Source organism: Rhodococcus sp. 7Tela_A2, assembly GCF_049311045.1.
In the GTDB taxonomy this organism is placed as follows: Bacteria; Actinomycetota; Actinomycetes; order Mycobacteriales; family Mycobacteriaceae; genus Rhodococcus.
The window spans coordinates 1-21,284 of sequence record NZ_JAXION010000075.1 but is presented as its reverse complement, the minus strand read 5'-3'; the positions used below and the strand labels follow the sequence as shown (position 1 = coordinate 21,284).

The 21,284-nt window shown below is 67.8% G+C and carries 27 protein-coding genes; 13 read left to right on the top strand and 14 right to left on the bottom strand.

Annotated elements, in window-relative coordinates:
• Both TVH25_RS14615 and TVH25_RS14610 read left to right on the top strand, forming a co-directional pair.
• Positions 1–677: DinB family protein (locus tag TVH25_RS14615; RefSeq protein ID WP_422424598.1), on the top strand; the 677-nt coding region annotated here is incomplete at its 5' end.
• Positions 674–1,228, top strand: a complete 555-nt coding sequence (locus TVH25_RS14610; RefSeq protein WP_296549642.1) for a dihydrofolate reductase family protein — start codon at positions 674–676, stop codon at positions 1,226–1,228. The genes TVH25_RS14615 and TVH25_RS14610, both read left to right, overlap by 4 nt.
• A 40-nt stretch (positions 1,229–1,268) precedes the next feature.
• Here TVH25_RS14610 and TVH25_RS14605 read toward each other — a convergent pair whose 3' ends face one another.
• Positions 1,269–1,730, bottom strand: a complete 462-nt coding sequence (locus TVH25_RS14605; RefSeq protein WP_296549649.1) for a DUF6328 family protein — start codon at positions 1,728–1,730, stop codon at positions 1,269–1,271.
• 213 nt (positions 1,731–1,943) lie between these two features.
• Between TVH25_RS14605 and TVH25_RS14600 the strand changes: the two genes are divergently transcribed.
• The gene (locus TVH25_RS14600; protein WP_169619340.1) at positions 1,944–2,165 is read left to right on the top strand and encodes a hypothetical protein; all 222 of its coding nucleotides are present in this window, start codon (positions 1,944–1,946) and stop codon (positions 2,163–2,165) included.
• Between the two features lie 27 nt (positions 2,166–2,192).
• On the opposite strand, the gene TVH25_RS14595 is transcribed toward TVH25_RS14600, so the two are convergent.
• Genes TVH25_RS14595 through TVH25_RS14585 form a run of 3 tightly spaced genes read right to left on the bottom strand, consistent with a single transcriptional unit; the run spans position 2,193 to position 4,205 of the window.
• A complete protein-coding gene (locus tag TVH25_RS14595; RefSeq protein ID WP_422424595.1) occupies positions 2,193–3,053 on the bottom strand; it encodes a polyphosphate kinase 2 family protein in 861 nt (286 codons plus the stop codon).
• A gap of 27 nt (positions 3,054–3,080) precedes the next feature.
• A complete protein-coding gene (locus tag TVH25_RS14590) occupies positions 3,081–3,407 on the bottom strand; it encodes a DUF4873 domain-containing protein (protein ID WP_169619343.1) in 327 nt (108 codons plus the stop codon).
• Between the two features lie 57 nt (positions 3,408–3,464).
• Entirely contained in the window at positions 3,465–4,205 is a 741-nt protein-coding gene (locus TVH25_RS14585; RefSeq protein ID WP_169619345.1) for a TetR/AcrR family transcriptional regulator, read from the bottom strand.
• Positions 4,206–4,319: 114 nt separating this feature from the next.
• Here TVH25_RS14585 and TVH25_RS14580 point away from each other — a divergent pair, with 114 nt between their 5' ends.
• From TVH25_RS14580 to TVH25_RS14555, 6 genes are all read left to right on the top strand, one after another.
• Complete coding sequence (locus TVH25_RS14580) at positions 4,320–5,573, top strand: DUF445 domain-containing protein (protein ID WP_206036429.1); 1,254 nt, start codon at positions 4,320–4,322, stop codon at positions 5,571–5,573.
• A gap of 124 nt (positions 5,574–5,697) precedes the next feature.
• Positions 5,698–6,207, top strand: a complete 510-nt coding sequence (locus TVH25_RS14575; protein ID WP_422424601.1) for a helix-turn-helix domain-containing protein — start codon at positions 5,698–5,700, stop codon at positions 6,205–6,207.
• Position 6,208: 1 nt separating this feature from the next.
• Complete coding sequence (locus tag TVH25_RS14570) at positions 6,209–7,138, top strand: heparin-binding hemagglutinin (RefSeq protein WP_169619349.1); 930 nt, start codon at positions 6,209–6,211, stop codon at positions 7,136–7,138.
• Between the two features lie 82 nt (positions 7,139–7,220).
• A complete protein-coding gene (locus TVH25_RS14565) occupies positions 7,221–7,511 on the top strand; it encodes a DUF2516 family protein (RefSeq protein ID WP_169619351.1) in 291 nt (96 codons plus the stop codon).
• Positions 7,512–7,622: 111 nt separating this feature from the next.
• Complete coding sequence (locus TVH25_RS14560) at positions 7,623–8,570, top strand: AurF N-oxygenase family protein (RefSeq protein WP_422424592.1); 948 nt, start codon at positions 7,623–7,625, stop codon at positions 8,568–8,570.
• Positions 8,571–8,665: 95 nt separating this feature from the next.
• The gene (locus tag TVH25_RS14555; RefSeq protein ID WP_169619354.1) at positions 8,666–9,706 is read left to right on the top strand and encodes an alpha/beta fold hydrolase; all 1,041 of its coding nucleotides are present in this window, start codon (positions 8,666–8,668) and stop codon (positions 9,704–9,706) included.
• Between the two features lie 45 nt (positions 9,707–9,751).
• Here TVH25_RS14555 and purU read toward each other — a convergent pair whose 3' ends face one another.
• The 3 genes from purU to TVH25_RS14540 are packed head-to-tail and all read right to left on the bottom strand — an operon-like array spanning position 9,752 to position 12,129.
• Entirely contained in the window at positions 9,752–10,639 is an 888-nt protein-coding gene (gene purU / locus TVH25_RS14550) for a formyltetrahydrofolate deformylase (RefSeq protein ID WP_169619356.1), read from the bottom strand.
• 57 nt (positions 10,640–10,696) lie between these two features.
• Positions 10,697–11,596: a class I SAM-dependent methyltransferase gene (locus TVH25_RS14545; RefSeq protein ID WP_422424589.1), complete on the bottom strand. Its 900-nt coding sequence runs from the start codon at positions 11,594–11,596 to the stop codon at positions 10,697–10,699.
• Positions 11,593–12,129: a GNAT family N-acetyltransferase gene (locus tag TVH25_RS14540; protein ID WP_169651570.1), complete on the bottom strand. Its 537-nt coding sequence runs from the start codon at positions 12,127–12,129 to the stop codon at positions 11,593–11,595. Before TVH25_RS14540 ends, TVH25_RS14545 begins: the two co-directional genes overlap by 4 nt.
• Positions 12,130–12,193: 64 nt before the next feature.
• On the opposite strand from TVH25_RS14540, the gene deoC reads away from it, so the two are divergent.
• Positions 12,194–12,859 (top strand): deoxyribose-phosphate aldolase, encoded by a 666-nt coding sequence (gene deoC, locus TVH25_RS14535; RefSeq protein WP_169651287.1) that lies wholly within the window; start codon positions 12,194–12,196, stop codon positions 12,857–12,859.
• A 7-nt stretch (positions 12,860–12,866) separates the two neighbouring features.
• Here the strand turns inward: deoC and TVH25_RS14530 are convergent, their stop codons facing one another.
• Positions 12,867–13,619 carry a DUF2993 domain-containing protein gene (locus tag TVH25_RS14530; RefSeq protein ID WP_169651286.1) on the bottom strand — a complete coding sequence of 251 codons (753 nt, stop codon included), beginning with the start codon at positions 13,617–13,619 and terminating at the stop codon, positions 12,867–12,869.
• Between the two features lie 103 nt (positions 13,620–13,722).
• Here TVH25_RS14530 and TVH25_RS14525 point away from each other — a divergent pair, with 103 nt between their 5' ends.
• Positions 13,723–14,340 (top strand): type IV toxin-antitoxin system AbiEi family antitoxin domain-containing protein, encoded by a 618-nt coding sequence (locus tag TVH25_RS14525; RefSeq protein ID WP_169619364.1) that lies wholly within the window; start codon positions 13,723–13,725, stop codon positions 14,338–14,340.
• 16 nt (positions 14,341–14,356) lie between these two features.
• Here the strand turns inward: TVH25_RS14525 and TVH25_RS14520 are convergent, their stop codons facing one another.
• The 3 genes from TVH25_RS14520 to TVH25_RS14510 are packed head-to-tail and all read right to left on the bottom strand — an operon-like array spanning position 14,357 to position 16,216.
• Entirely contained in the window at positions 14,357–15,145 is a 789-nt protein-coding gene (locus TVH25_RS14520; RefSeq protein ID WP_169651285.1) for a class I SAM-dependent methyltransferase, read from the bottom strand.
• A 7-nt stretch (positions 15,146–15,152) separates the two neighbouring features.
• A complete protein-coding gene (locus TVH25_RS14515; RefSeq protein WP_378528535.1) occupies positions 15,153–15,653 on the bottom strand; it encodes a DUF2505 domain-containing protein in 501 nt (166 codons plus the stop codon).
• 53 nt (positions 15,654–15,706) lie between these two features.
• Entirely contained in the window at positions 15,707–16,216 is a 510-nt protein-coding gene (locus TVH25_RS14510; RefSeq protein ID WP_169619370.1) for a DUF2505 domain-containing protein, read from the bottom strand.
• A gap of 71 nt (positions 16,217–16,287) precedes the next feature.
• On the opposite strand from TVH25_RS14510, the gene TVH25_RS14505 reads away from it, so the two are divergent.
• Positions 16,288–17,334: a UDP-N-acetylmuramate dehydrogenase gene (locus tag TVH25_RS14505; RefSeq protein WP_296549651.1), complete on the top strand. Its 1,047-nt coding sequence runs from the start codon at positions 16,288–16,290 to the stop codon at positions 17,332–17,334.
• A gap of 20 nt (positions 17,335–17,354) precedes the next feature.
• Here TVH25_RS14505 and TVH25_RS14500 read toward each other — a convergent pair whose 3' ends face one another.
• Together TVH25_RS14500 and TVH25_RS14495 are read right to left on the bottom strand one after the other, a co-directional pair.
• On the bottom strand, positions 17,355–18,104 hold the full coding sequence (locus TVH25_RS14500; RefSeq protein ID WP_169619372.1) for an SDR family NAD(P)-dependent oxidoreductase: 750 nt from the start codon (positions 18,102–18,104) through the stop codon (positions 17,355–17,357).
• A gap of 78 nt (positions 18,105–18,182) precedes the next feature.
• On the bottom strand, positions 18,183–18,920 hold the full coding sequence (locus TVH25_RS14495; RefSeq protein ID WP_169619375.1) for an N-acetyltransferase: 738 nt from the start codon (positions 18,918–18,920) through the stop codon (positions 18,183–18,185).
• Positions 18,921–19,265: 345 nt separating this feature from the next.
• On the opposite strand from TVH25_RS14495, the gene TVH25_RS14490 reads away from it, so the two are divergent.
• Positions 19,266–20,576, top strand: a complete 1,311-nt coding sequence (locus TVH25_RS14490; protein WP_169651284.1) for an ROK family protein — start codon at positions 19,266–19,268, stop codon at positions 20,574–20,576.
• A 26-nt stretch (positions 20,577–20,602) separates the two neighbouring features.
• Here the strand turns inward: TVH25_RS14490 and TVH25_RS14485 are convergent.
• On the bottom strand, positions 20,603–21,284 hold a 682-nt coding region (locus TVH25_RS14485), incomplete at its 5' end, for a tocopherol cyclase family protein (RefSeq protein WP_422424584.1).

The following is a 21,284-nucleotide window of genomic DNA, read 5'->3' as shown; positions in this document are numbered from 1 at the left end:
CCCCCCCGGCCCCCCCCCGCCCCCCCCCCCCCCAGGACGGTCGTGCTCATTGGCTCACGGCACCGAACGGAGTGCATTTCCACCCGCCCATGAACCTGTGGCTCGAGGACGGGACCGTCTCCGCCGGGAGGCATTCCGGCTCGGAGGTCGTGGCGCACCTCGTGCATCACGACCTCGACGACACGCGTGCGCTGCTCGAACTCGCCCGAGAACTCGACGAGCCGGAATACGAGCGCAATCGTTTTCCCGGACTCGTGGTGCTCGAATGGGACGGTCCGGAGGAGTCGATCGGACGCGTGCTCGGGAATCTCGTGTGGACCAAGGAGATCTGGCTCGCATCGATGGCGGGAGACGACCAACCCGACCGTGGTGGGCACGACCCGGAATCCCTCCTCCGCCGGTTCGACGAGGTCGCGACGAGATGGGCCGACGCCGTGCGGGACATCGACCGCCGCGGAGCATGGGGCGACCGGCTGATCGACGCACTCTGTGAACCGCCGCAGAGCTTCGTCCTCGGTGGAGTCGTCGCACACGTGCTCACGTTCTCGGCGCATCGGAGGCAACTCGTCCGTCACATGCTCCGCGCCGCCGGCCGCAGCGTCGACCACGGCGATCCCCTCGACTGGCACTTCACTTCTGCCGCCTTCGCACCCGGATCGGAAAGGACCATGCCATGACCCGCATGAGCTATTTCACCGCAAGTACTCTCGACGGTTTCCTTGCAACAGTGGATGATTCGCTCGACTGGCTGCTTTCACGAGAGACCGACGAGGGAGGCCCTGCCGGGTATCAGGAGTTCATCGCGGGGATCGGAGCGATGGTGACGGGATCCACGACCTATCGCTGGGTGCTCGACCACGAGGGAGTCGACAAATGGGAGTACGACATTCCGTGCTGGGTGTTCACGCACCGAGGTGACCTTCCCGTCGCGAGCGGACCGAACGGGCCGGGGGACATCCGCTTCACGCAGAGCGACGTCCGCGAGGTCTACGCCGAGATGGCCGACGCGGCCGGTGGGCGGGACCTGTGGATGGTCGGTGGCGGGGATCTGGCGGGCCAGTTCGCCGAGCACGGTCTGCTGGACGAAGTGATCGTCTCCATTGCTCCGGTGACGATCGGTGCGGGTAAACCCTTGCTGCCGCGGCACGTCGAGATGCGATTGAGAGAACTCGATCGCAACGGAGAGTTCGCGGTGCTTCGCTACGACGTGCTGCGCGACGCGGACTGACAGCGCTCACCAGGAACCGGCGCGCCGACGACAGCGAGGCTCAGGACCCGTCGATCGGGCTGTGTGGCCGGGAACGGACCCGGAACCGCCACGGGTACAGCAACCACGCCCATACGAACAGCAGGGTGGTCACTCCTCCGATGATGAGGGCGACGATGTCACCGAGAAGGATTCCGACCACGAGGACGACTGCGCCGGTGAGGGCAACACCGAGAAAGACGATGCCGGCGAGCGTGAACACGTGCGCGGTGGCAACGAGTCGCGGAAGTTGTCCGCGGCGAAACAGAATGCGATGCATCACGACGGGCGCGACGAGGAACACCGTAGCGAAGACGGAGGCGAGCAACGTCACGAGGTAGACGCCGTACTGATATGTGGACAGGTCGTCGAATCGGGCCTGGAACGGCAGGGTGAGCAGCAGGCCGGTGAGCACCTGGACGCCGGTCTGCACGACCCGCAGTTCCTGGAGGAGGTTCGACCAGTTCCGGTCGAGGCGTTCGATGGGCGTCTCGTTGCGCCCGTCCGGGCCTACCGCCTCGCGACCGAACCTGGAACCGGGGTCACCCGTGTCGTCCGGGGTGGTCACGGGGCGACCGGGGGGAGCGCAGAGCGCGGAGCGTACATACGATCGTATGGTGCCACCTTGTGACCTCGCTCACGCGCGGGTAGCGTCGGCGGGGACGGATGACACCACCCGCTGGGAGGGAGTTCGGCCATGAAGCTCAACCTTTTTGTCGCGTGGGTCGGATACGGATTGGTGCTGATCGCAGTACTGATGATCGCCCTGGCGCTGTTCGCCGCGGGCAGCGGCCACGAGGCAGGGGCTCTGGCCAGCACCGTCGCGGTGTTCGTGGCCTTGGCGCTGGCAGTCGGAATGATGGCCGGAACCGTCCGGCGAGACCGCAGGAAACACCTCGACACGCCTCACCTCTTCTGACGTGCAACGACAACTCGCGGTGGCCGGTCAGGCCTCCGCGAGTCGCCGTTTCTCGACCTCGATATCGAATGTCGGTTCGGGCCAGTCCAGGTCGAGCCGCTCGAACGCGTCGATCAGCAACTCTGTGACGGCAATACGGCTGTACCACTTGCGGTCGCACGGAATGACGTACCACGGCGCGAGGTCGGTGTTCGTCTTGTCGAGCATGTCCTGGTAGGCCTCTTGGTACTGCGGCCAGACGGCTCGTTCGGTCACGTCCGACGGGTCGTATTTCCAGTACTTGTCGGGTCGCTCGAGCCGTTCCGTGAGCCGCTTCTTCTGCTCGTCGAGCGAGACGAACAAGGCCACCTTCACGATGGTGGTTCCGGTGTCGGTGATCTCCCGCTCGAACTGGTTGATCTCGTCGTACCGCCTGCGCCAGACATTCTCGGGAACGAGGGATCGCACCCGTGCGACGAGTACGTCTTCGTAATGCGACCGGTCGAACACGCCGAGCTGGCCACCTCGGGGAAGGGCTTTGTTGATGCGCCACAGGAAATGGTGGCGCTTCTCTTCGGGGGTGGGGACTCCGAACGCGGTGTGGTCGACTCCCTGGGGATCGACGTGGCCGATGACGTGGCGCACCATGCCGCCTTTGCCTGCGGTGTCCATCCCCTGCAGGATCAGCAGCACCGACCGGGGGTCTCCGCCGCGTCCGTTGGCGAACAGCTTTCCTTGCAGGTCGGACAGGACCGCGCCGCGTTCCTCGAGGAGGCGTTCCCCGAGGGCCTTGTCACCGTCGAATCCCGGTGTGCTGTTCGTGTCGAGTTCGGCGACGCGGGTTCCGGGACCTGCTCGCAACGCCTTGACCACCGGAGTGTGCCAGGGCGCTTCGTTTTTCGTTCCCATGCGACGAGCCTGCCATACGGCGGGGCATCAGGCGGGATGGTCTCCGTAGGGCGGCCTGGAGATGCCGTCGACCATGTGACTGCCCCACAGGTCCGTTTCGGTGATGCGGGCGACTGCCGGCCCGTCGGATCCGGGCACCGTGATGGTCACCTCGGTTCCGGGACGGAGTTCGGTTCCGGGCGGGAGCGACTCCGCGAGGCGTCGTAGCCTGCCGCGCCACACATGGCGGCCGAGCAGGGGATCGAAGCGGCCCGACAGTTGCACGTCGATCGTCGCACGCTCGTCGGCCACCACGACGTCGGCGGGCCCTCGGTAGCCGGCGGCGTCGTCGTGGTCGGTATCAGGCTCTGACATGCCCCGGACTATACGTGCAACTCTTGGTAACAGTAAAGCGGTTCGGGGGATGTCCGTTCAGCGCGCCGGATCCTCGGGCAGCAGCGGATGGGGCTGGGATTTGAACCGCTTCGGCGAACCCGCCACTGCGGCAATTCCCGTGATGCCGCCCCACACCATCATCGTGAGGTAGTCGATCAGGTCCTCGGCTGTCATCGATTTGTTCGAAATCCACCAGTGCGTGGCGAGCTGGATCGAACCGACGATGCCGTACGCCCAGGGCACCGACCCGCCCGAGTCCATTTCGAGCAGACGAAGCCGCTCACCGAGGACGGTCGCCACCAGTTCGGCGATCATCCGTTCGGAGTCGGCGACCACGTCACGGCTCGCAGACGAACTGTTCGACATGACGTACAGGTAGACCTCGGGATCGGTGCCGACCGTTTCGACGTACGCCGAGATCGCCACTCGGGTCAGTGCGTATTCGTCGAGATCCTCGGCGACAGCGGCATAGATGCGCGGGGCGAGAATCGTCTCGACGTACCGCATCATCGTCGCGCTCGTCAGGTCGTTCTTGTCGGTGAAGTACCGGTACAGAACGGTTTTGGAGACACCGATCTCGGTCGCGATCTCGTCCATGCCGATGTCGTGCCCGCGCGCCCGGATGGCGTTGATGGTGCCGTCCACGAGCTCCTCGCGCCGGGCGATCTTGTGTTCGTGCCACCGGCGTTTACGGCCGTCCTGCTTCGTCGGTAGGTCCTCGGTGGTGCGGGAGGACGAAGGCGTCTGGGGCAGGTTGCTTGACACTGTGCGGCACATCCGTTCGGTTCGATCGTCGGCTCAGTCTACGGTGAGCGCCTCGCCCGCACCGGTCATGCGTCGCGCATTCGCGCCCGCAGGGCAGAACTTGGGCACAATCGAGGGGTGCAGTTCATGAATATCGATGATGACGTCAAACGCCGCGACCTCCGCCGGATGAAGACGGTCGCAACCGGGTTCCTGGTCGTGGCTGCCGTCATCTACCTGTTCTGTCGATGGCAGGAGACCCGCGGGGCGGGTCCGTGGGTGGGGTATGTGCGCGCCGCGTCGGAGGCCGGGATGGTCGGCGCGCTCGCCGACTGGTTCGCCGTCACCGCGCTGTTCCGGCATCCGATGCGCATTCCCGTCCCGCACACCGCGATCATCAAGAAGAAGAAGGATCAGCTCGGCGCGAGCCTGAGTTCGTTCGTCGGCACCAATTTCCTGGCGCCCGAGGTGGTCTCGGCGAAAGTCGAATCGGCGCAGATTCCCCTGCGTGTCGGGACATGGATGGCCGAACCGGCGCACGCGGAGCGCGTCGCGAAGGAAACCTCCACGGTCCTGCGTGGAGTGGTCGGTGTGCTGCGCGAGGACGACATCCAGCAGATCATCGACAACACGATCGTCAAGCGGATCGCGGAACCGGAATGGGGACCGCCGCTCGGGCGCGTGCTCTCCGAACTCGTCGAAGAGAACCGGCATCTGCCCCTGGTGGAGATGCTGGCCGAACGCGCACACCAGTGGGCTATGGGCAGCCAGGAAACAATCGACCGGGTCATCAGCCGGGATTCCCCGTCGTGGTCGCCGAAGTTCGTCGACCTGCTGCTCGGAGAGAGGATCCACCGTGAACTCGTGGAGTTCACATGGAAGGTCCGATCCAACCCGGACCACGAAGTGCGCCTGGCGGTCAACAAGTTCCTCGCCGACTACGCACGTGACCTGCAGAGCGACCCGGCGACGATCGCCAAAGCCGAAAAGGTGAAGGCCGAGATCATGGGCCGCGACGAAGTGACCCAGCTGGCGGGCGCCACGTGGCGTACCGCGAAGCGGATGATTCTCGATTCGGTCGACGATCCGAACAGCACGCTGCGCACGAAGGTCGCCGAGAACGTCATGGCGCTCGGTGTCCGGCTGCGGGAGGACCACGAGTTGCGCACGAAGGTCGACGGCTGGTTGCTCGACGCGGTGCGCTTCGTCGCGTCCAACTACGCCGACGAGATCACCTCGGTGATCCGCGAGACCGTCGAGCGCTGGGACGCGGAAGAAGCGAGTCGCAAGATCGAACTCGCGGTGGGCCGGGACCTGCAGTTCATCCGCATCAACGGCACCGTGGTCGGTTCCTTGGCGGGTCTCGCGATCTACACGATCTCGGAGCTGCTCTTCGCGTGATGCCGGTCACTTGCTAGCAGAGTGCTTGCTACAGCTAGCACCCGTGCGTACCGTGAGAGTCGTGTCCACCGATGACAGTCGAGACGACCCCCGCCCGGGCACCGGCAAGCGTGCGAGCAGTGCAGTGAGCCCGAGCAGTACCGGAAACCCGAGCGACCGCCCCGACACCGGCGACGGTGTCGCGGACGGAAGCAGCGCCGGGCCGGGGGATATCGCGGCACGCGTGGTGAATTCTGCTGCGCAGGACATCGGAAGCTTCATTCGGGCGCAGCGAGAAGGAGCGCAGGTTTCGCTTCGGCAGCTGTCGAAGCTGGCCGGCGTCAGCAACCCGTACCTGAGTCAGATCGAGCGTGGCTTGCGCAAGCCTTCGGCCGAAGTGCTCGCGCAGATCGCGAAGGGGCTCCGGTTGTCGGCCGAGGTGCTCTACGTGCGGGCCGGAATTCTCGAAGACCGGCCCCAGAGTGCCTTTCGGGATGCGCTTCTGGGAGATCCGCTCCTGACCGAGCGGCAGCGGCAAGTTCTGTTCGACATCTACGACTCGTTCTGCCGTGAGAACCAGGCGGCTCTCACCGAGACGGCACCAGAAGCCGGGAGCGACATCCGGCACCAGACAGACTTCGACGAGGAGAACTGACATGACCGATCCGAACGCAGCAATCCGTACCTCACTCTTCGCGGCCGTCGGCGCAGGCGATGCCGTCGTGCACGCGGTGGCCGACGTCGTCGCGCAGGTTCGCGAGCGCGCCGAAAACGCACAGGTCGACGTGAACGACCGCGTCGGGACCGCGCGCGAGAAGCTCAACACCCTTCCGGCCGACCTGACCGAGACCGTCGAGTCCCTCCGGGAACGCCTCGCGGGTCTGCCCTCCGAACTCCCCGAAGACATCGCAGAGCTGCGAGAGCGATTCACCGCCGACGAGCTGCGCAGCGTGGCCGAGGCGTACCTCAAGGTGGCGTCCGACCTCTACACCGCTCTCGCGGAGCGTGGCGAGCAGACCATCGAGCGCCTCCGCAAGCAACCCGCCGTCGAAGAAGGTCTCGAGCGGGCCGAGGCAGCGTTCGGAGATGCCGTCGAGCTCACCGAAGAAACGCTGGGAACAGTGGCGCGCCAGACGCGTGCGGTCGGCGAACAGGCTGCCAAGCTCGCGGGTCTGGCGGCCGGCCGGATCTCCGACACCAGCGAAGGCGTCGGCGAAGCCATCTCCGACGCCGGTGACGAAGCCGCGCTCCGGGTGCTCGAACTCGGAGATCAGGCGCGAGAGGCCGGATCCGACGCCGCGAACCGCGTCGACTCGGCGAAGTCCGAGGTGGGCAAGACCGCCGATGAGATCACCGAGTCGGTCGAGGATGCGGTGGCGCCCGAGCCGGTAACGCCCGTCACCACGACGCCCGCGAAGAAGGCTCCGGCAAAGCCGGCCGCGAAGGCTCCCACGCAGCCGGCCGCGAAGGCCCCGGCACAGCCGGCCGCGAAGGCTCCGGCGAAGCCGGCGGCCAAGGCTCCTGCTCGTCCCGCAGGCAAGACGCCCGCCAAGAAGGCCGCGCCGCGCAAGTCCAGCGGCTCCTGACGGCCGGCCCGTTCCGAGGGGGGGGGGGGCCCGCGGCCCCCCCCCCCCCCGGGCGCCCCCCCGGTTCTCGTAGACTGGGGGAGTGACGAATGTCGATTCTCTCGCCGGTTTGATCATCCTCGTACTGCAGGTCATCGCGATCGCGGGAGCCGGGTTCGCGCTCTTCCATGCTGTTCGCCAGCCCAAGGAAGCATTTCCCGCCGTCGACAAGCTCACCAAGCCCGTATGGCTCGGCATCCTGGTCGCAGCATTGCTGGTGCTGATCCTGTTCGGCGCTGTCGGCCTGCTCGGCATCATCGCGGTCGTCGCGGTGTGCGTGTACCTCGTGGATGTACGGCCGCGCGTCGAAGAGGTTCAGCGCCGCCGCTGGTAGCCCGCTCGGTCACCGCTCCCGGTCGCTCAGGACCGCTCGTGCCTTGACAAGTGTGATCCAGATAATGACACTTCGAGTAACGGGTAAATCTCCGAGACGAGGCGGTCGGCCATGACTCTCACCCGCACGAACCGAGCACGCGACACCCACGCCGCTGCCGCGACGAGCGACAACACGCACGACGCCGAACGGCAGGAGACCGCGCAGCGGCTTCTCGAGTCGTCCGCGCGACTGTCCTACGATCCGGCGTTCGAGATCGACTGGGACGCCCCCATCCTCGAGGGCAGATACGGCATGACCCCCGAATGGTGCAGCCTCTACGGCACCGACCTGTGGGAACGCATGACCGAGGAACAGCGCATCACTCTCACCAACCATGAAGCGGCGAGCATCGCCGGTACGGGCATCTGGTTCGAGATGATCCTCATGCAGATGCTCGTACGCGATCTCTACCGCCGCGACCCGTCGACGCCGTACGTCCAGTTCGGGCTCACCGAGATCGCCGACGAATGCCGGCACTCCGTGATGTTCGCGCGGTCGGCACAGCGGTTCGGCGTGCCCTCGTACCGGCCCAAGCGCTGGATCCGGGAAGGCGGGCGCATCTTCAAAGCGGTGGCCAACGGCGCCCTCGCCTACGGTGGCACCCTGTTCGCCGAGGAAATCCTCGACATGATGCAGCGCGACTTCATGCGGGACGAACGGGTTCAGCCACTCACCCGCACGGTCAGCCACATCCACGTCGTCGAGGAGTCACGGCACATCCGTTACGCCCGCGAGGAGACACGGCGCCGAGCGGGGCGTGCCACACGGCTCGAGCGCGCGTGGATCCGTCTCCATCTCGGTGTGAGCGCCTACTTCGTCGTCACCAGCCTGGTGAACGACCGCGTGTACGCCGCAGCAGGACTGGACGTCGCCGAGGCGAAAGCCGCAGCGCGGGCGAACACCCACTACCAGGACAGGCTGCGGCTCGGGACCCGCCGCACGATCGAGTTCCTCGACGAGGTGGGCTTGGTCGGCGGCCCGTCGACACTTCTGCTGCGCAAGGCCCACGTCCTCTGAGACACAGTCCTCTGAGACACAGTCCTCTGAGGCCCGGCCCTCTGGCGCCCGGTACACCACCGCACCCGCACGACAACACAACAGGAGAACGATCAGTGAAGAAGCCGTCCCGTACGACGTGGCCGATTGCAGCCGGAGTGGCACTCGCCGTCGGAGTCGCGGCAGGGGCGGCCGCCTCACGGCGGCGGCGACGCACCGTCGTCCGCGCGGAAGACGTCTCGCCGCACGCGCTTCTCTCGCCCCCGTCCCTCGAGCCGGACACGATCGAGGTCCAGACCGACGACGGGGCACGCCTGAATGTACTGGCCTACGGGGATCCCGAGGCGCAGACCCTGGTCTTCTGCCACGGCTGGACGTGCAACGCGGCGTACTGGACTCCGCAGATCAACGCGTTCGCGGAGAACTACCGGGTGGTTGTCTACGATCAGCGAGGCCACGGCAACAGCGACGCGGGCGCACGGCCTCTCGGAGCGGACGTGCTCGCCGACGACCTCAACTCGGTGCTCGACGCCACCGTGCCGGCCGGGCGCACAGCGATCCTCGCGGGCCACAGCATGGGCGGCATGAGCATCATCGCGTGGGCCGAGAAGTATCCCGACCAGGTCGACCGTCGCGTCGCCGGTGTACTGCTGGCAAGCACCGGCACCGACAATCTCGTCGCGGATTCGGCGATCGTGCCGCTACCCCAGCGCTTTCCCAAGGTGCCCGTGCCGGTCGCCCGGCGCGTGATGGGTGCGACCGTTCCGCTCGTCGAATCGTCCGTGACCACCCGGGCGCTGCGCTACATCGCGCTGTCGCCGAACGCGAGCGGCGCGGAAGTGGCCTTCTGCCAGCAGATCGTGCTCGGCTGCCCGCCGCGCACCCGCGGCGGCTGGGGACACGCACTCAGTGCACTCGACATCCACGAGGGCCTGCAGAACCTCACGGTGCCGACCACCGTCCTCGTGGGCACCGCCGATCGCCTCACCCCGCCCGTCCATGCCCGGCGACTCGCCGCCGTACTCGAAGAAGCAGGCAACCTCGAGCGGCTGGTCGTGCTCGACGGTGTGGGCCACATGAGTTCGGTCGAGGCGATCGACCGCGTCAACGACGAACTGCTGCATCTCGTGGGGAAGGCGCAGGCGCTCGTCGGCTGAGCGGCCGGCGCCGAGGGGCGGAAGCGAGCGCCGGGACGGCCGGAATCAGCTGAAGACCACGGTCTTGCTGTCGTGCACCAGAACTCGATCCTCGAGGTGCCAGCGCAATCCGCGGGCGAGCACGAGCTTCTCGACGTCGCGGCCCTGGCGCACCATGTCGTTGACGCTGTCGCTGTGGCTGACCCGGATGACGTCCTGCTCGATGATCGGCCCGGCGTCGAGTTCGGCGGTCACGTAGTGGCAGGTCGCCCCGATCAGCTTCACGCCGCGAGTGAACGCCTGGTGGTACGGGCGAGCGCCGATGAACGACGGAAGAAAGCTGTGGTGGATGTTGATCGCGCGACCCGCCCAGTGCTCGCACAGCGACTGCGGCAGCACCTGCATGAAGCGAGCGAGCACCACCGCGTGCGGATCGTGGGCGTCGACGAGTTTGCGTACCTGTTCGAACGCCGGTCCCCGCTCGGCGGGGTCCTTCGGGAACGACACGTAATGGAAATCGATGCCGTGCCGACGCGCGACGGACTCGAGTTCCGGATGATTCCCGATGACCGCGCACACATCGGCTTCGAGTTCGCCGGCCGCGACCCTGCCCAGGATGTCGTGCAGACAGTGCGCTTCCTTGCTGACGAGAAGCACGACACGCTTGCGCTTGCCGGTGTCCGAGAGTGTCCATTCGGTTTCCGGGCCAATGGCTTCGGCGACCGCGGCGAATTGGGCGCGCAGTTCCTCGATCGAGAACGGGATCGACGAGGCGCGCACAGCCTGGCGTGTGAAGAACCAGCCACTGTCCTGGTCGGCGTGGTACGCCGCTTCCATGATCGAACCGCCGACGTCCGCGAGGAAGGTCGAAATCCGGGCGACGATCCCGGTTGTGTCCGGGCAGCCCAAGGTCAGGACGTAGCGGCGGTTGTCGGTCGAGGAAGCAAGCGTCATGGATCCGATTCTCTCAGGTGCCCCGAATCCGTTTTCCGCGGACGGGGTCCTTCGGCCTCACATCGGCGGCGGAGGGCGCCGGACGGTCGCGGTGCCGACGAGAGTAGTGGCGTCGACGGTGTGGATACCCCGCGCGGTGATCGTCTCGGCCAGGTCCTGCTTCACCGAGTCCACCTGCCCCGCATCCAATCCGGACAATGCCATCCGCCATCCGGTGCCCGCGACGAGCGCCCAGCACAGGTCCTCGGTCGCCGGGATCAGGTTGGACAACGTCCGGACCTCGACCGAGTGGGAACCGGCGGCGGCGAGCCACGTCTCGAGTGCGGTCGAGGTGTCGATGCGGCGCAGCGGTGAGCGGTCGTATTGCGGCGCGCGCTCGGCGAACTCGGGGGAGTGCCGGGCGGCGACCTCGAAGACCGCGTCCCGCAGGTCGCTCATCGCGTCCGCCCGCCATACCGTGACCCCCACGCGTCCACCGGGCCGAACCAGGCCCACGAGCCGTGAGAACGCGGCGTCCATATCCGGGAGGAAGAACACTCCGTAGGAGATCGCGAGGGCGTCGTAACCGGCTTCCGGTACGTCGGAGGGCGCTTCCCACAGGGTGACGTCGGCGCACACGAAATCGATGTTGGTCAGGGCGCGGGTCTCGGCGACCAGGCGGCCGCGCTCGAGCAGGTCGTCGGAGAGGTCGACACCGTGTACCCGCCCGGTGGGCCCGACCGCCATCGCGGCGGGAACAGCCGACGCGCCGGCGCCGCAACAGGCGTCGAGGACGGTGTCCCCGGCACCGACTCCGAGCTGGAAGACGAGCGCCTGGCCGGCCGGTCCCCACAAGGTGGGCGTGAGTATCTCGAAGTCGGTGCTCGCGGCATCGAACGTGCGCGCGGTCTCGGCGACTCCGCTGCCATCCGGGTGGTTCGCCCCGGTATCGGGTGGACGATTCTCCTCGGTGTTCACGACCCTGCCCCGCCGAGTTCGTAGAACGCGGACGGATACCGGAACTCGCCCGTCATCTCCGGCCGGTAGCCGGTGAGCGGGCGCGCCTGCAGGTGCGACGCCCATTCCGGAACGTCGGGGGTGATCCCGAGATCCGCCGCGGGCACGAACCCGAACCGCGGGTAGTAGTCGAGGTGGCCGAGCAACACGACGATCGACTCGTCGAGCGCGTCGGCAGCACCGAGCACAGCGTGCATCAGAGCCGAACCGATCCCGAACCTCGCCATGTCGGGGAGTACCCCGATCGGCCCCAGCGCGAGGGCCGGATACCCGCCGACATCGCCGCGGGTCGCACAGACGTGACCGACGATGCCGTTCGTCGCGTGCTCGCACACCAGTGAGAACGGGGGCAGCCAGTGGGGACCGGTGCGGAGGGTGTCGACGAGGCCGGGCTCGACCGGGACGAGGCCGGGCGGGGTGACGGCGGCGAAGGCCCGGCGATGAACCTCGTACACAGCACCCGAGTCCGACGGCAGTTCCCGGCGAATGATCACCCCGCAAGTCTGGCCGCACCGCGCGTGACCGGCAACCTCTTTTGCGGTGTGGAAAGCTGGCGTCATGTCCGACACCACGCTCACCCGCTCGCGGGTCGCCGCGATGATCGACCACACCCTGCTGGCTCCGGAGGCGTCGTCGCAGGCGGTGCGCGCCCTCGTCGACGAAGCCCGGGAACTCGGCGTGTACGCGGTGTGCGTGTCGCCCTCGATGCTTCCGCTCCGTGCCGAGGGCCTGGTGATCGCGACCGTCGCCGGTTTCCCCTCGGGCAAGCACCACTCGCTGATCAAAGGGGCGGAAGCCCGGCTCGCGGTGGAGGAAGGGGCCCGCGAGGTCGACATGGTGATCGACATCGGCGCGGCTGTGGCAGGGGACTACAACGCGGTTCTCGCGGACATTCTCACCGTGCGCGAGGCGATCGGGTTCGATCCAGTGCTCAAGGTGATCATCGAATCCGCTGCGTTGTCGGACGAGGCGATCGTCGAGGTGTGCCGCGCGGCCGCGAATGCCGGAGCGAACTTCGTGAAGACCTCGACGGGTTTCCACCCCGCCGGTGGTGCCACCGAGCACGCTGTGCGGCTGATGGCGGAGACGGTCGGTGGCCGTCTCGGTGTCAAGGCGAGCGGCGGAATCCGCACGGCGGACGCCGCCGTCCGCATGATCGAAGCGGGCGCGACGCGCCTGGGGCTCTCGGGGAGCCGGGCCGTCCTCGACGGCTTGCCCGACTGACCGCCTGTTACACGAGCACGCCGCACGAACCCTGGTCCTGCTGCTGCTGCGCTCCTTCCGGGTTCTCCGGGAGCACGTAACTGCCGCCCTCGAGGGTGAGTTCGACGCCGGCGTCGGTGACGGACACAGCGGTCGCCTTCATCCCGAGCGGGTACTGCTGCAGCCCCGAGGTCAGGATCTCCACGATCCCGTCCACGAGCGAGGTCGGCAACCCGAAGCCGAGAACCGAGGCGTCGACCGTCTGGACGGCGACCGCTCCGTCGGTCACGGTGGGCCGCACCGTGAATTCCGCGAGACCGTCCCCGCCGACGACGAACGTCAGCGTCCCGGCGGCGGGATCGGCGGTGACATCGCTGACCAGTCCGCCCACCGACTGCGCTTGCACGGTCGCGAGGATGCCGCTGGTGGGCCACGTGACCTCGGCGCTGGAGCTTCCGATGGTGCCGGCACCCTCCGCGGATTCTCGCAGGTCCACGTTCCGGACGACCGCGTGCACCTGCATCTCCTCGGCTGGGCCGAACGCGGTGTCGTCGCTGTCGAGGGTGACGGACGGAACCTGCTTGTCGACGAGCTGCAACAGGACAGGTTTCCAGCTCAGGTCCACGTCCACACCGGTACCGAGTTCACTCTCGAACGACTGAGCCAGGCAGGTCGTGGCGCGATTGCGGACGTAGACCTCGGCGCCCACGAGTACCGCGACGAGGGCGGCGACGAGAACGACGGCGATCGTGACGAGTCGGGTGCGGTTCCTTTGCGTCATGGTCGAGATTGTTCAGCACAAGTCTGAGGAAGCTATGAGCACACGCACACTCGTTGGCCCGAATCTGTGAGCTACACCACAGGAGTTCGGTAGGCTGGCGACCATGACAGGGTGGGCGGATTCAGAGAGCGGCGCATCCGGGCAGGTCGATCCCGACAGCCTGTTGCGGCAGCTCGCCGTGGCTCAGGCCGGGTATTTCACCGCGCGTCAGGCTACCGGGAACGGCATCGGTACCGACGGCTTCCGGCCCCGCATCGAAGCGGGTCTGTGGATCCGGATCGACACCGACCTGTTTCGGATGAGCGACAGTCCGCAGACGAAGTTCGACGAATTCGCACGGTGGTGTGCCTGGTACGAAGGCGCCGCGGTCGTCTCACACCAGAGCGCCGCCGACCTGCACGGCATGGGGCACCTGCAGCCACGCTTCCTGCACCTGTCCACGCTGGATCAGCGCACGGTCCCGAGCAACCGGCTGGCGCTGCACCATCGGGTGCTGTCGGACCGGGACTGCGAAGTCGTCGGATGTTTCCGTGTCACGACGCCCGCGCGGACCGCTGTGGACCTCGCGGCCGGCGGAGTGTCGCAGGAGGTGCTCGACGAACTCGTGGGAGACGCGATCACACTCGGGCGTGTCGACTCCGACGAACTGCACGCCGCGGTCGCAGGGGAGCCCGCCACCGTGGCCGATCGCATCGCACTCGCATTGCTGTCCGCCGGCTGACCGGCAGCAGTCTCGCTTACACCGGGGCCATCGCGGGGGCGACGACACTCCACGGCACCGACAGCACACAATCGCGCATGCGACGGCGCTGCGCCTGCACCGGCACCCCTTGCTCGCGGAGATGCTCGAGCGTCGCGCGCCACCGAACCCGAGGGCCGAAGGATGCGTACGGAGCGGCCGTGGCCCATGCCCGATCCGCTGCCTGCAACAACTCGTGGATGCCTTCACCCTGGATGTTCCTGTGGATCAAGGCCTTCGGGAGTCGTTCGGCGACATCCGACGGCGTGGACACATGGAAGGGACTCCATGCCAGGGTCAGCGAGAGCGGACCGTCCTCGTCGAGCAGGACCCACGCGCAACGGCGGCCGAGTTCGTCGCAGGTTCCGTCGATGAGCAGCCCGCCGGGGGCAAGTCCGGCTCGTAACTGTGCCCAGGCCGAATCCACCGCATCTTCCGGATACTGCCGAAGCACGTTGAATGCGCGCACGAGGTTCGGGCGTAGTCCCGCGAGTTCGAACCCGCCACGCGCGAACTCCACCCCGTCGCGCCCAGGTACCACCCGGTCGGGATCGATTTCGAGGCCCACCATGCGCACATCGGGGCGCACCGTCCGGAGACGGGCCGCGAACTCCAGCGTGGTGACCGGCATCGCGCCGTAACCCAGATCGACCACCAGGGGATGGGCTGCCTCCGCGAGCGCGCCCACAACGGTGGGGTCGTGCATCGCCCAGCGGTCGCTGCGCCGCAATCTGTTGATCCCGGTGGTGCCGCGAGTGACGACACCGACCGGGCGCTGTCCGCGCACCCCCGGGCTACTGCCGGCCGAGCCAGTCGGTGGTGATCGCCGCTTCGACGGCGAACACCTCGACGAGATTGGTCAAGATCAGGTCTTCGAGTTTTCCGCCGACGAGCGGCAGATGGACTTTTGCTTCGGACGTGGTGCGCAGGGTGGTCCCGTCCTCGTGACCGAAGAGGTCCATCGTGCCGGTCAGTCGCCCGGGGCCGGCCGGCACGGACGCTTCGTAGCGTCCCGAAGAGCACTCGCCGAACGGGCCGTAGCTTTCCGTCCGGGTGATCACCATGTCTTTTTTCATGACGGTCCGGGCAAGATCGGGAAGATCGGCACGCGGGATGACATGGTGCAGCACGACGTGGATGCCGCTCTCGGAAACCGTGAATTCCTCGACGTGATTCTCGGAGTATTTGCGCATCTCGCGGGTGCGCGCTTCCCAGTGGTCGCGGTCGGCGAGCGCCCCGTAGACCCGCTCCGGTGGATACGGGAAGCGGGCAGAGTAGTCGATACGCCGGGACACGGCAGGTCAGGGTACCGCCCGGCCCAGGCTACGACGAAATCGTGGTCGGACCGTCAGGCAGAGCGGTCGCCTTCGAGCCACGACGCGGTGAAGGTCTGTTCCGCGGTGAACAGGCCGACGAGTTCGTCGACGATGAGACCTTCGATCTTGGAGCCCAGGAAAGGGATCTTCACCTCGACCCGGCCCTCGATCACGACCATCGACTCGTTGCCGTCGCCCTGGAGGGTGAAGGTGCCCTCCACGTGTCCGGGCATGCCGTCGACCCGTGCGGAGAACGTGCCCTGCGCGCGGTCACCGGTGAGCGGACCCCACGACTCCTGGCGGTGGATCACGAGGTCGCCCGGCCGGATGCTCGTCACGACGCTCGGCAGTTGCTCGGCCGGAATGGCCTGCTGCAGCGTGAGGTCGATGGTGCCGTCGCCGGTCTCGACCGACTCCACTGCTGCGCCGGGCCCGCCCACCTCCGTCAATCGGGTGTGCCAGTACTGCGGGTCGACGAACGCCGCGTGCACCGCTGCCGGCGAGAACGAGTAGGTCACAGAGTGGTCGATAGGGCTGCCCATGCGGGGCACGCTACCGTTTGCAGGTGCTCGATCCACGACTCAGGGCACGGCTCGCCGACGCGGGGGCCGTGATTTCCGAACATGTACCGCTGTCCACCTTGACGACGCTGCGTCTCGGAGGGCCCGCCGAGTACCTCGTCGAATGCACCTCCACGGACGTGCTGGTGGAGGTGATCCGCCTCCTCGACGAGCAGAAGGTGCCTGTTCTGCTGCTTGCCGGCGGCTCCAACCTGGTGATCGGTGACGACGGCTTCGACGGTGTCGTGGTGCGCATCGCGACCGGTGAGATCACCGTGACCGAGTCGGTGGTGCGCGCGGACGCCGGGGCTGTATGGGACGCCGTGGTCGAGGCGGCCGTGACCGCCGGAGTGGGCGGGCTCGAGTGCCTGTCGGGGATTCCCGGATCCGCAGGTGCGACACCGGTGCAGAACGTCGGTGCCTACGGCGTGGAGGTCGGGTCGCTCCTGCGCCGGGTGCGGCTGCTCGACCGTCGCACGGGTGAGACCGGGTGGGTCGAGCCCGCCGCTCTGGGACTCGGCTACCGGACGAGCATTCTCAAGCACTCGGACCACGCCGTCGTCCTGGAAATCGAACTCGACGTGCGCGCCGACGGGATGAGTGCACCGCTCGGGTACCGCGAACTCTCGGTCGCGCTCGGCGCGGAGCAAGGTGAACGCAGACCCACGGCACAGGTCCGCGACCACGTGCTGGGGTTGCGGCGCGGCAAGGGCATGGTGCTCGATCCGGCCGACCACGACACGTGGAGTGCCGGGTCGTTCTTCACCAATCCGGTCGTGCCGGACGAGCGCCTCGGCGGAGTGCTCGAGGCGATCGCTTCTCGCGTCGGACCGGACGTTCGTATTCCGCAGTACCCCGCGGACGGGGGCACGAAGCTGTCGGCGGCGTGGCTCATCGAGCGCGCGGGATTCGCGAAGGGATTTCCCGGGCCGGAGGCGCCCGCGAGCTTATCCACGAAACACACTCTCGCGCTGACCAATCGGGGCGACGCGACGACCGCGGATCTCCTGGCGCTCGCGCGGCAGATCCGTGATCGCGTCGAGGACGTGTTCGGAGTGCGCCTGCACCCCGAACCCGTCACCGTCGGCTGTGAGATCTGAAGCGGACTCGGTCCGCCGGACTACTCCGTGGTGCGGTGAAAACGTCCTGCGCTCGCCTGGTCACGTGGCTTGACGACGATCTGATCGAGATTGACGTGCGACGGCCGTGACGCCACGAAGCCGATGATCTCGGCGATGTCCTGAGCGACGAGGGGGGTGATCCCCTCGTACACCTTGTCGGCACGCTCCTGGTCGCCCTCGAAGCGCACCAAGGAGAACTCCGTCTCGACGGCGCCGGGCGCGATCTCGGTCAGGCGCACGGGCAAGCCGAGCAGTTCGCCGCGCAGCGTCCGGTGCAGTACGGCCTGGGCGTGTTTCGCGGTGGTGTACCCCGAGCCGTTGTCGTACGCCTCCAGCGCCGCAACCGAGGTGATGGTGACGATGAGCCCGTCGCCGGAGGCGATGAGCTTGGGGATGAGCGCCTTGGTGACCCGCAGCGTGCCGAGGACGTTGGTCTCCCACATCCAGCGCCAGTCGTCCTCGTCGGCTTCGGCGACCGTCGCGAGTCCCTTCGCGCCGCCCGCGTTGTTGATCAGGACGTCGACACGGGGAATGACGGTCGTGAAGGCATCGACGGAATCCTCGTCGGTGACGTCCAGTTCGAGTGCGGTGCCACCGATTTCGTCGGCGAGTCGCTCGAGCCGGTCGAGTCGGCGTGCTCCGACCACGACGTGGAACCCCTGGGCGGCGAGGGTGCGTGCGGTGGCCTCGCCGATGCCGGACGATGCTCCGGTGACGACGGCGATGCGGGAATCGGGGGAGATGGTCATGGCTCCGATCGTAATGTTGTGCACCCCGCAGGGTCCCCGGACGGGGACGCCGCCTCGGCAACGACCTGAACCGACCGCTCAGGCACCCGTGCGGTGCCGCACCCAGACGTTCGGCTCGACGTAGACCGCCGTGCCGTTCTCGACGTCGCAGTAGACGGGCGTGAGCGCGCCCGGCACCTCCACCGGGCAGGTCCGGTCGAAGGCGAGGCCCGTCCAGGCACGCCACTCCTCGAGCGTCCCTGGGATCACCATCGAGCGCGACGCCACTTGGTCGATCCTGCCTCCGGCGCGCACGTGCACCCGTAGCCACGGGTCGGCGGGCAGTCCGTCGGCGCGTACGGCCGCGGCGTGCTCGGTCATCGGCTGGTGCGGGTCGGTCTTGCCGCTGGGCCGTACCGGTGCCACCAGCTCGGCGTACCCGAGGCGGCGGGCGTTGTCGCGCAGCGCTGCCAGCACCTGGGAGGAGAGGCCGTGGCCCTGCATGTCCGGCCGGACCGCGATCTCGACAGCGGAGACGGCGTTCGGCTCACGGCCGCCGGGCAGCCGGCCCGCCAGGCCGCGGCGGACCACCCCATCCCAGCCGTCGGCCGGGAGATCACCACCGTCGAGGTGGAAGGGCACTGAGAACGCCTTGGCGACGACATCGCCGGTCTCGTCGAAGCAGACGAGCACGTGCTCGGCGAACAGGTCGAGCGCCGCGTAGTAGCCGTTGCCGATCGGGTCGTGGAGCATGAACTCGGGCCACGAACTCGGCATCGCCCACATGGCCTCCTCCAGCGAAGGTTCATCGGCCAGGACGACGCAGCGCAAGTTCACGAAACCATCATGCCCTCGAGCTGCTGGAGGGTGGCACCGACCCCCTGGCCTGCCGCGCAACTGGACACAGGTTCGTTCTGGTTATAAGTTTGGGCCCATGTCGGTCGGCCCTAGCTCCACTCCGCGCGTCACATACGTGACCGCCGCGTTGGGATCACGGCTGCCTCTGGCGCGCGAACTCTGTTGTCGCTGCTGCGGAAAGTAACTCCGCGCCGATCCTGATCCCGTTCTCACGGATCTCTTCACCGGACGTGGCCACACGTCGTCGGTATTCGGTGCGTCGACCTTCGTCTTTCGCCCTTCCCGGATGCCGATCACGCCCGGGGCCAGCAGCAAGGAACAGCAGTGAGCGCTCCCACTCTCTCCCCGTCCGCACTTCTCTCTCCGCGCCCGTCCGCACCACGTAGCGGTTCGCGCACCGTCGCACCGGCCCGCAGCCGCACTACGATTCGCACCTCGCAGCAGGTCAGGATCGTTCCACCCGATCTCAAGATCGCCGACGGTACGGGCGCCTCGGTCTTCCGGGTCGCCGCCCAGCGCGGCCCGATCTCCCGCGACATCATCGCGAAGGTCACCGGGTCGAGCATCGCCACCGTCAACCGCCAGGTCTCGGCGCTCCTCGCCGCGGGCCTGCTGCGCGAACGCGCCGACCTCGTCGAGTCCGGTGCGATCGGCCGCCCCCGGGTGCCGGTCGAGGTCGATCACGAGCGGTATCTCACCGTCGGCATCCACATCGGTGCCGTGACCACGGGCATCGTCGCGAGCGATCTGCGCGGGCGCATCATCGGGGCCGTCGAGGTGCCGACCCCGACCGTTGACCAGAACCTCGCGCTCGCGTCGATCACCGCCAGCGCCAGAGCTTTTGCGGCCCGCTGGCACCGTCGGACGCCCCTGTGGGTCGGCGTCGCGCTGGGAGGCCGCGTCGATTCGGTGACCGGGCTCGCCGACCACCCTCGCCTGGGATGGTCCGGTGCGCGGGTCGGTGCGGTTGTCGGGGGTGGGTTCGGTCTGCCGGTGTCCGTCGCCGCACACGTCGAGGCGATGGCGGCCTCGGAACTTCTTCTGACCCGCGACCGCGACGCCGCCGACCTCAAGGGCACGAGCCTGTACTTCTACGCACGGGAAACGGCCGGCGTCGCCCTCACTTTCGACGGCAAGGTGCACACGCCGGCCGGTGGGCCCGGGTCGATATCGCACTTGCCCACCGGCTCGTCCGCGTCGTGCGCCTGCGGTGCCACCGGCTGCCTCGAGGCGACGGTGAGCGACCACGCGGTCGCACAACGGGCGCGCGCCGACGGGATTCTCGGCGACGGCGACGAGACGACCGTCCAGGCCGTGTATCGCCTCGCGCGGGCAGGGTCGGCGCCCGCCCACGATCTGCTCGTCGAGCGGGCCACCGTCCTCGGGCGCACCGTCGGGATGCTCCGGGATCTGTTCAACCCGGACCGCGTGATCCTCGGTGGTCAGGCGTTCACCGAGTACCCGGCCGCGGTGCCGCACGTCGCCGATGCATTCGCTCGGTCGTCGACCCTGCCCCGCAAGGACATCCGCATCACGGGGTTCGGAAACCGGGTGCAGGCGCACGCAGCCGGGGTGGTGTCGCTGAGTTCGCTGTACTCCGACCCGCTCGCCGCCATGCGACGAGCGGCGGGGTAACCCGAACCCGGTTCGCACACGGCCCGTCAGAGCAAGGGGGGTCCGTCCGTGGCGGCGGAGTCCGCTCCCCGCCGGTCCAGTTCGGCTCGGGCCCGGTCGAGACCGCCGTGCTCGAGTGCGGCAAGCCGAGACTCGCCGGACCATACCGTCTTCCCGCGCTCACGCACGGTGACACTCATCGATCCCGCGAGATGTTCGATCGCCCCGGGTACGTTGCGCCGCTCGGCGGGCAGCGGAACCGGGAGTACGTGGGCCGATCCGATGGGTGAGGCCGCCTCGATCTCGATACTCCACCGGCGGTTCCGTCCCTGTAGCGACCAGGTCTCGTCCGTGACGGTGGCCCGCACGGGCGAGGTCACGGGATTGCCCAGTCGCACCACCGGTCCGCCCGGCAGCGCCACGACGACGGCGGTCACCTCGGTACGCAGGGGGCCGGAATGCACCTGGCCGCCGGCGAACGCCACACACGCCTCGGGATCGGCGAATCCCTGCGCCTGTCCCCACCACCACGATTCAGGGAAACCGCCTTTACCCCAGTTCTTTTCGCCGTAGACCTGTGCGCCGTCGAGGTCCCACTTCTCGTCCCCGAGTACCGCGTACCCTTCGGCGCGGGCGCCGAGAAGCCACGGATGCCAATACTGATTCAATGCCGGAACCGTCTGGAACACGCTCGACCCGCCGAATCGGCGCCGGGGCCAGGGGAGGGTG

Bases quoted from the DNA above. Each gene is read 5' to 3' on its own strand.
- TVH25_RS14610 (WP_296549642.1), top strand. From the start codon at position 674: ATGACCCGCATGAGCTATTTCACCGCAAGTACTCTCGACGGTTTCCTT.
- TVH25_RS14600 (WP_169619340.1), top strand. From the start codon at position 1,944: ATGAAGCTCAACCTTTTTGTCGCGTGGGTCGGATACGGATTGGTGCTG.
- TVH25_RS14595 (WP_422424595.1), bottom strand. From the start codon at position 3,053: ATGGGAACGAAAAACGAAGCGCCCTGGCACACTCCGGTGGTCAAGGCG.
- TVH25_RS14590 (WP_169619343.1), bottom strand. From the start codon at position 3,407: ATGTCAGAGCCTGATACCGACCACGACGACGCCGCCGGCTACCGAGGG.
- TVH25_RS14585 (WP_169619345.1), bottom strand. From the start codon at position 4,205: ATGTGCCGCACAGTGTCAAGCAACCTGCCCCAGACGCCTTCGTCCTCC.
- TVH25_RS14580 (WP_206036429.1), top strand. From the start codon at position 4,320: ATGAATATCGATGATGACGTCAAACGCCGCGACCTCCGCCGGATGAAG.
- TVH25_RS14570 (WP_169619349.1), top strand. From the start codon at position 6,209: ATGACCGATCCGAACGCAGCAATCCGTACCTCACTCTTCGCGGCCGTC.
- TVH25_RS14560 (WP_422424592.1), top strand. From the start codon at position 7,623: ATGACTCTCACCCGCACGAACCGAGCACGCGACACCCACGCCGCTGCC.
- purU (WP_169619356.1), bottom strand. From the start codon at position 10,639: ATGACGCTTGCTTCCTCGACCGACAACCGCCGCTACGTCCTGACCTTG.
- deoC (WP_169651287.1), top strand. From the start codon at position 12,194: ATGTCCGACACCACGCTCACCCGCTCGCGGGTCGCCGCGATGATCGAC.
- TVH25_RS14530 (WP_169651286.1), bottom strand. From the start codon at position 13,619: ATGACGCAAAGGAACCGCACCCGACTCGTCACGATCGCCGTCGTTCTC.
- TVH25_RS14525 (WP_169619364.1), top strand. From the start codon at position 13,723: ATGACAGGGTGGGCGGATTCAGAGAGCGGCGCATCCGGGCAGGTCGAT.
- TVH25_RS14510 (WP_169619370.1), bottom strand. From the start codon at position 16,216: ATGGGCAGCCCTATCGACCACTCTGTGACCTACTCGTTCTCGCCGGCA.
- TVH25_RS14500 (WP_169619372.1), bottom strand. From the start codon at position 18,104: ATGACCATCTCCCCCGATTCCCGCATCGCCGTCGTCACCGGAGCATCG.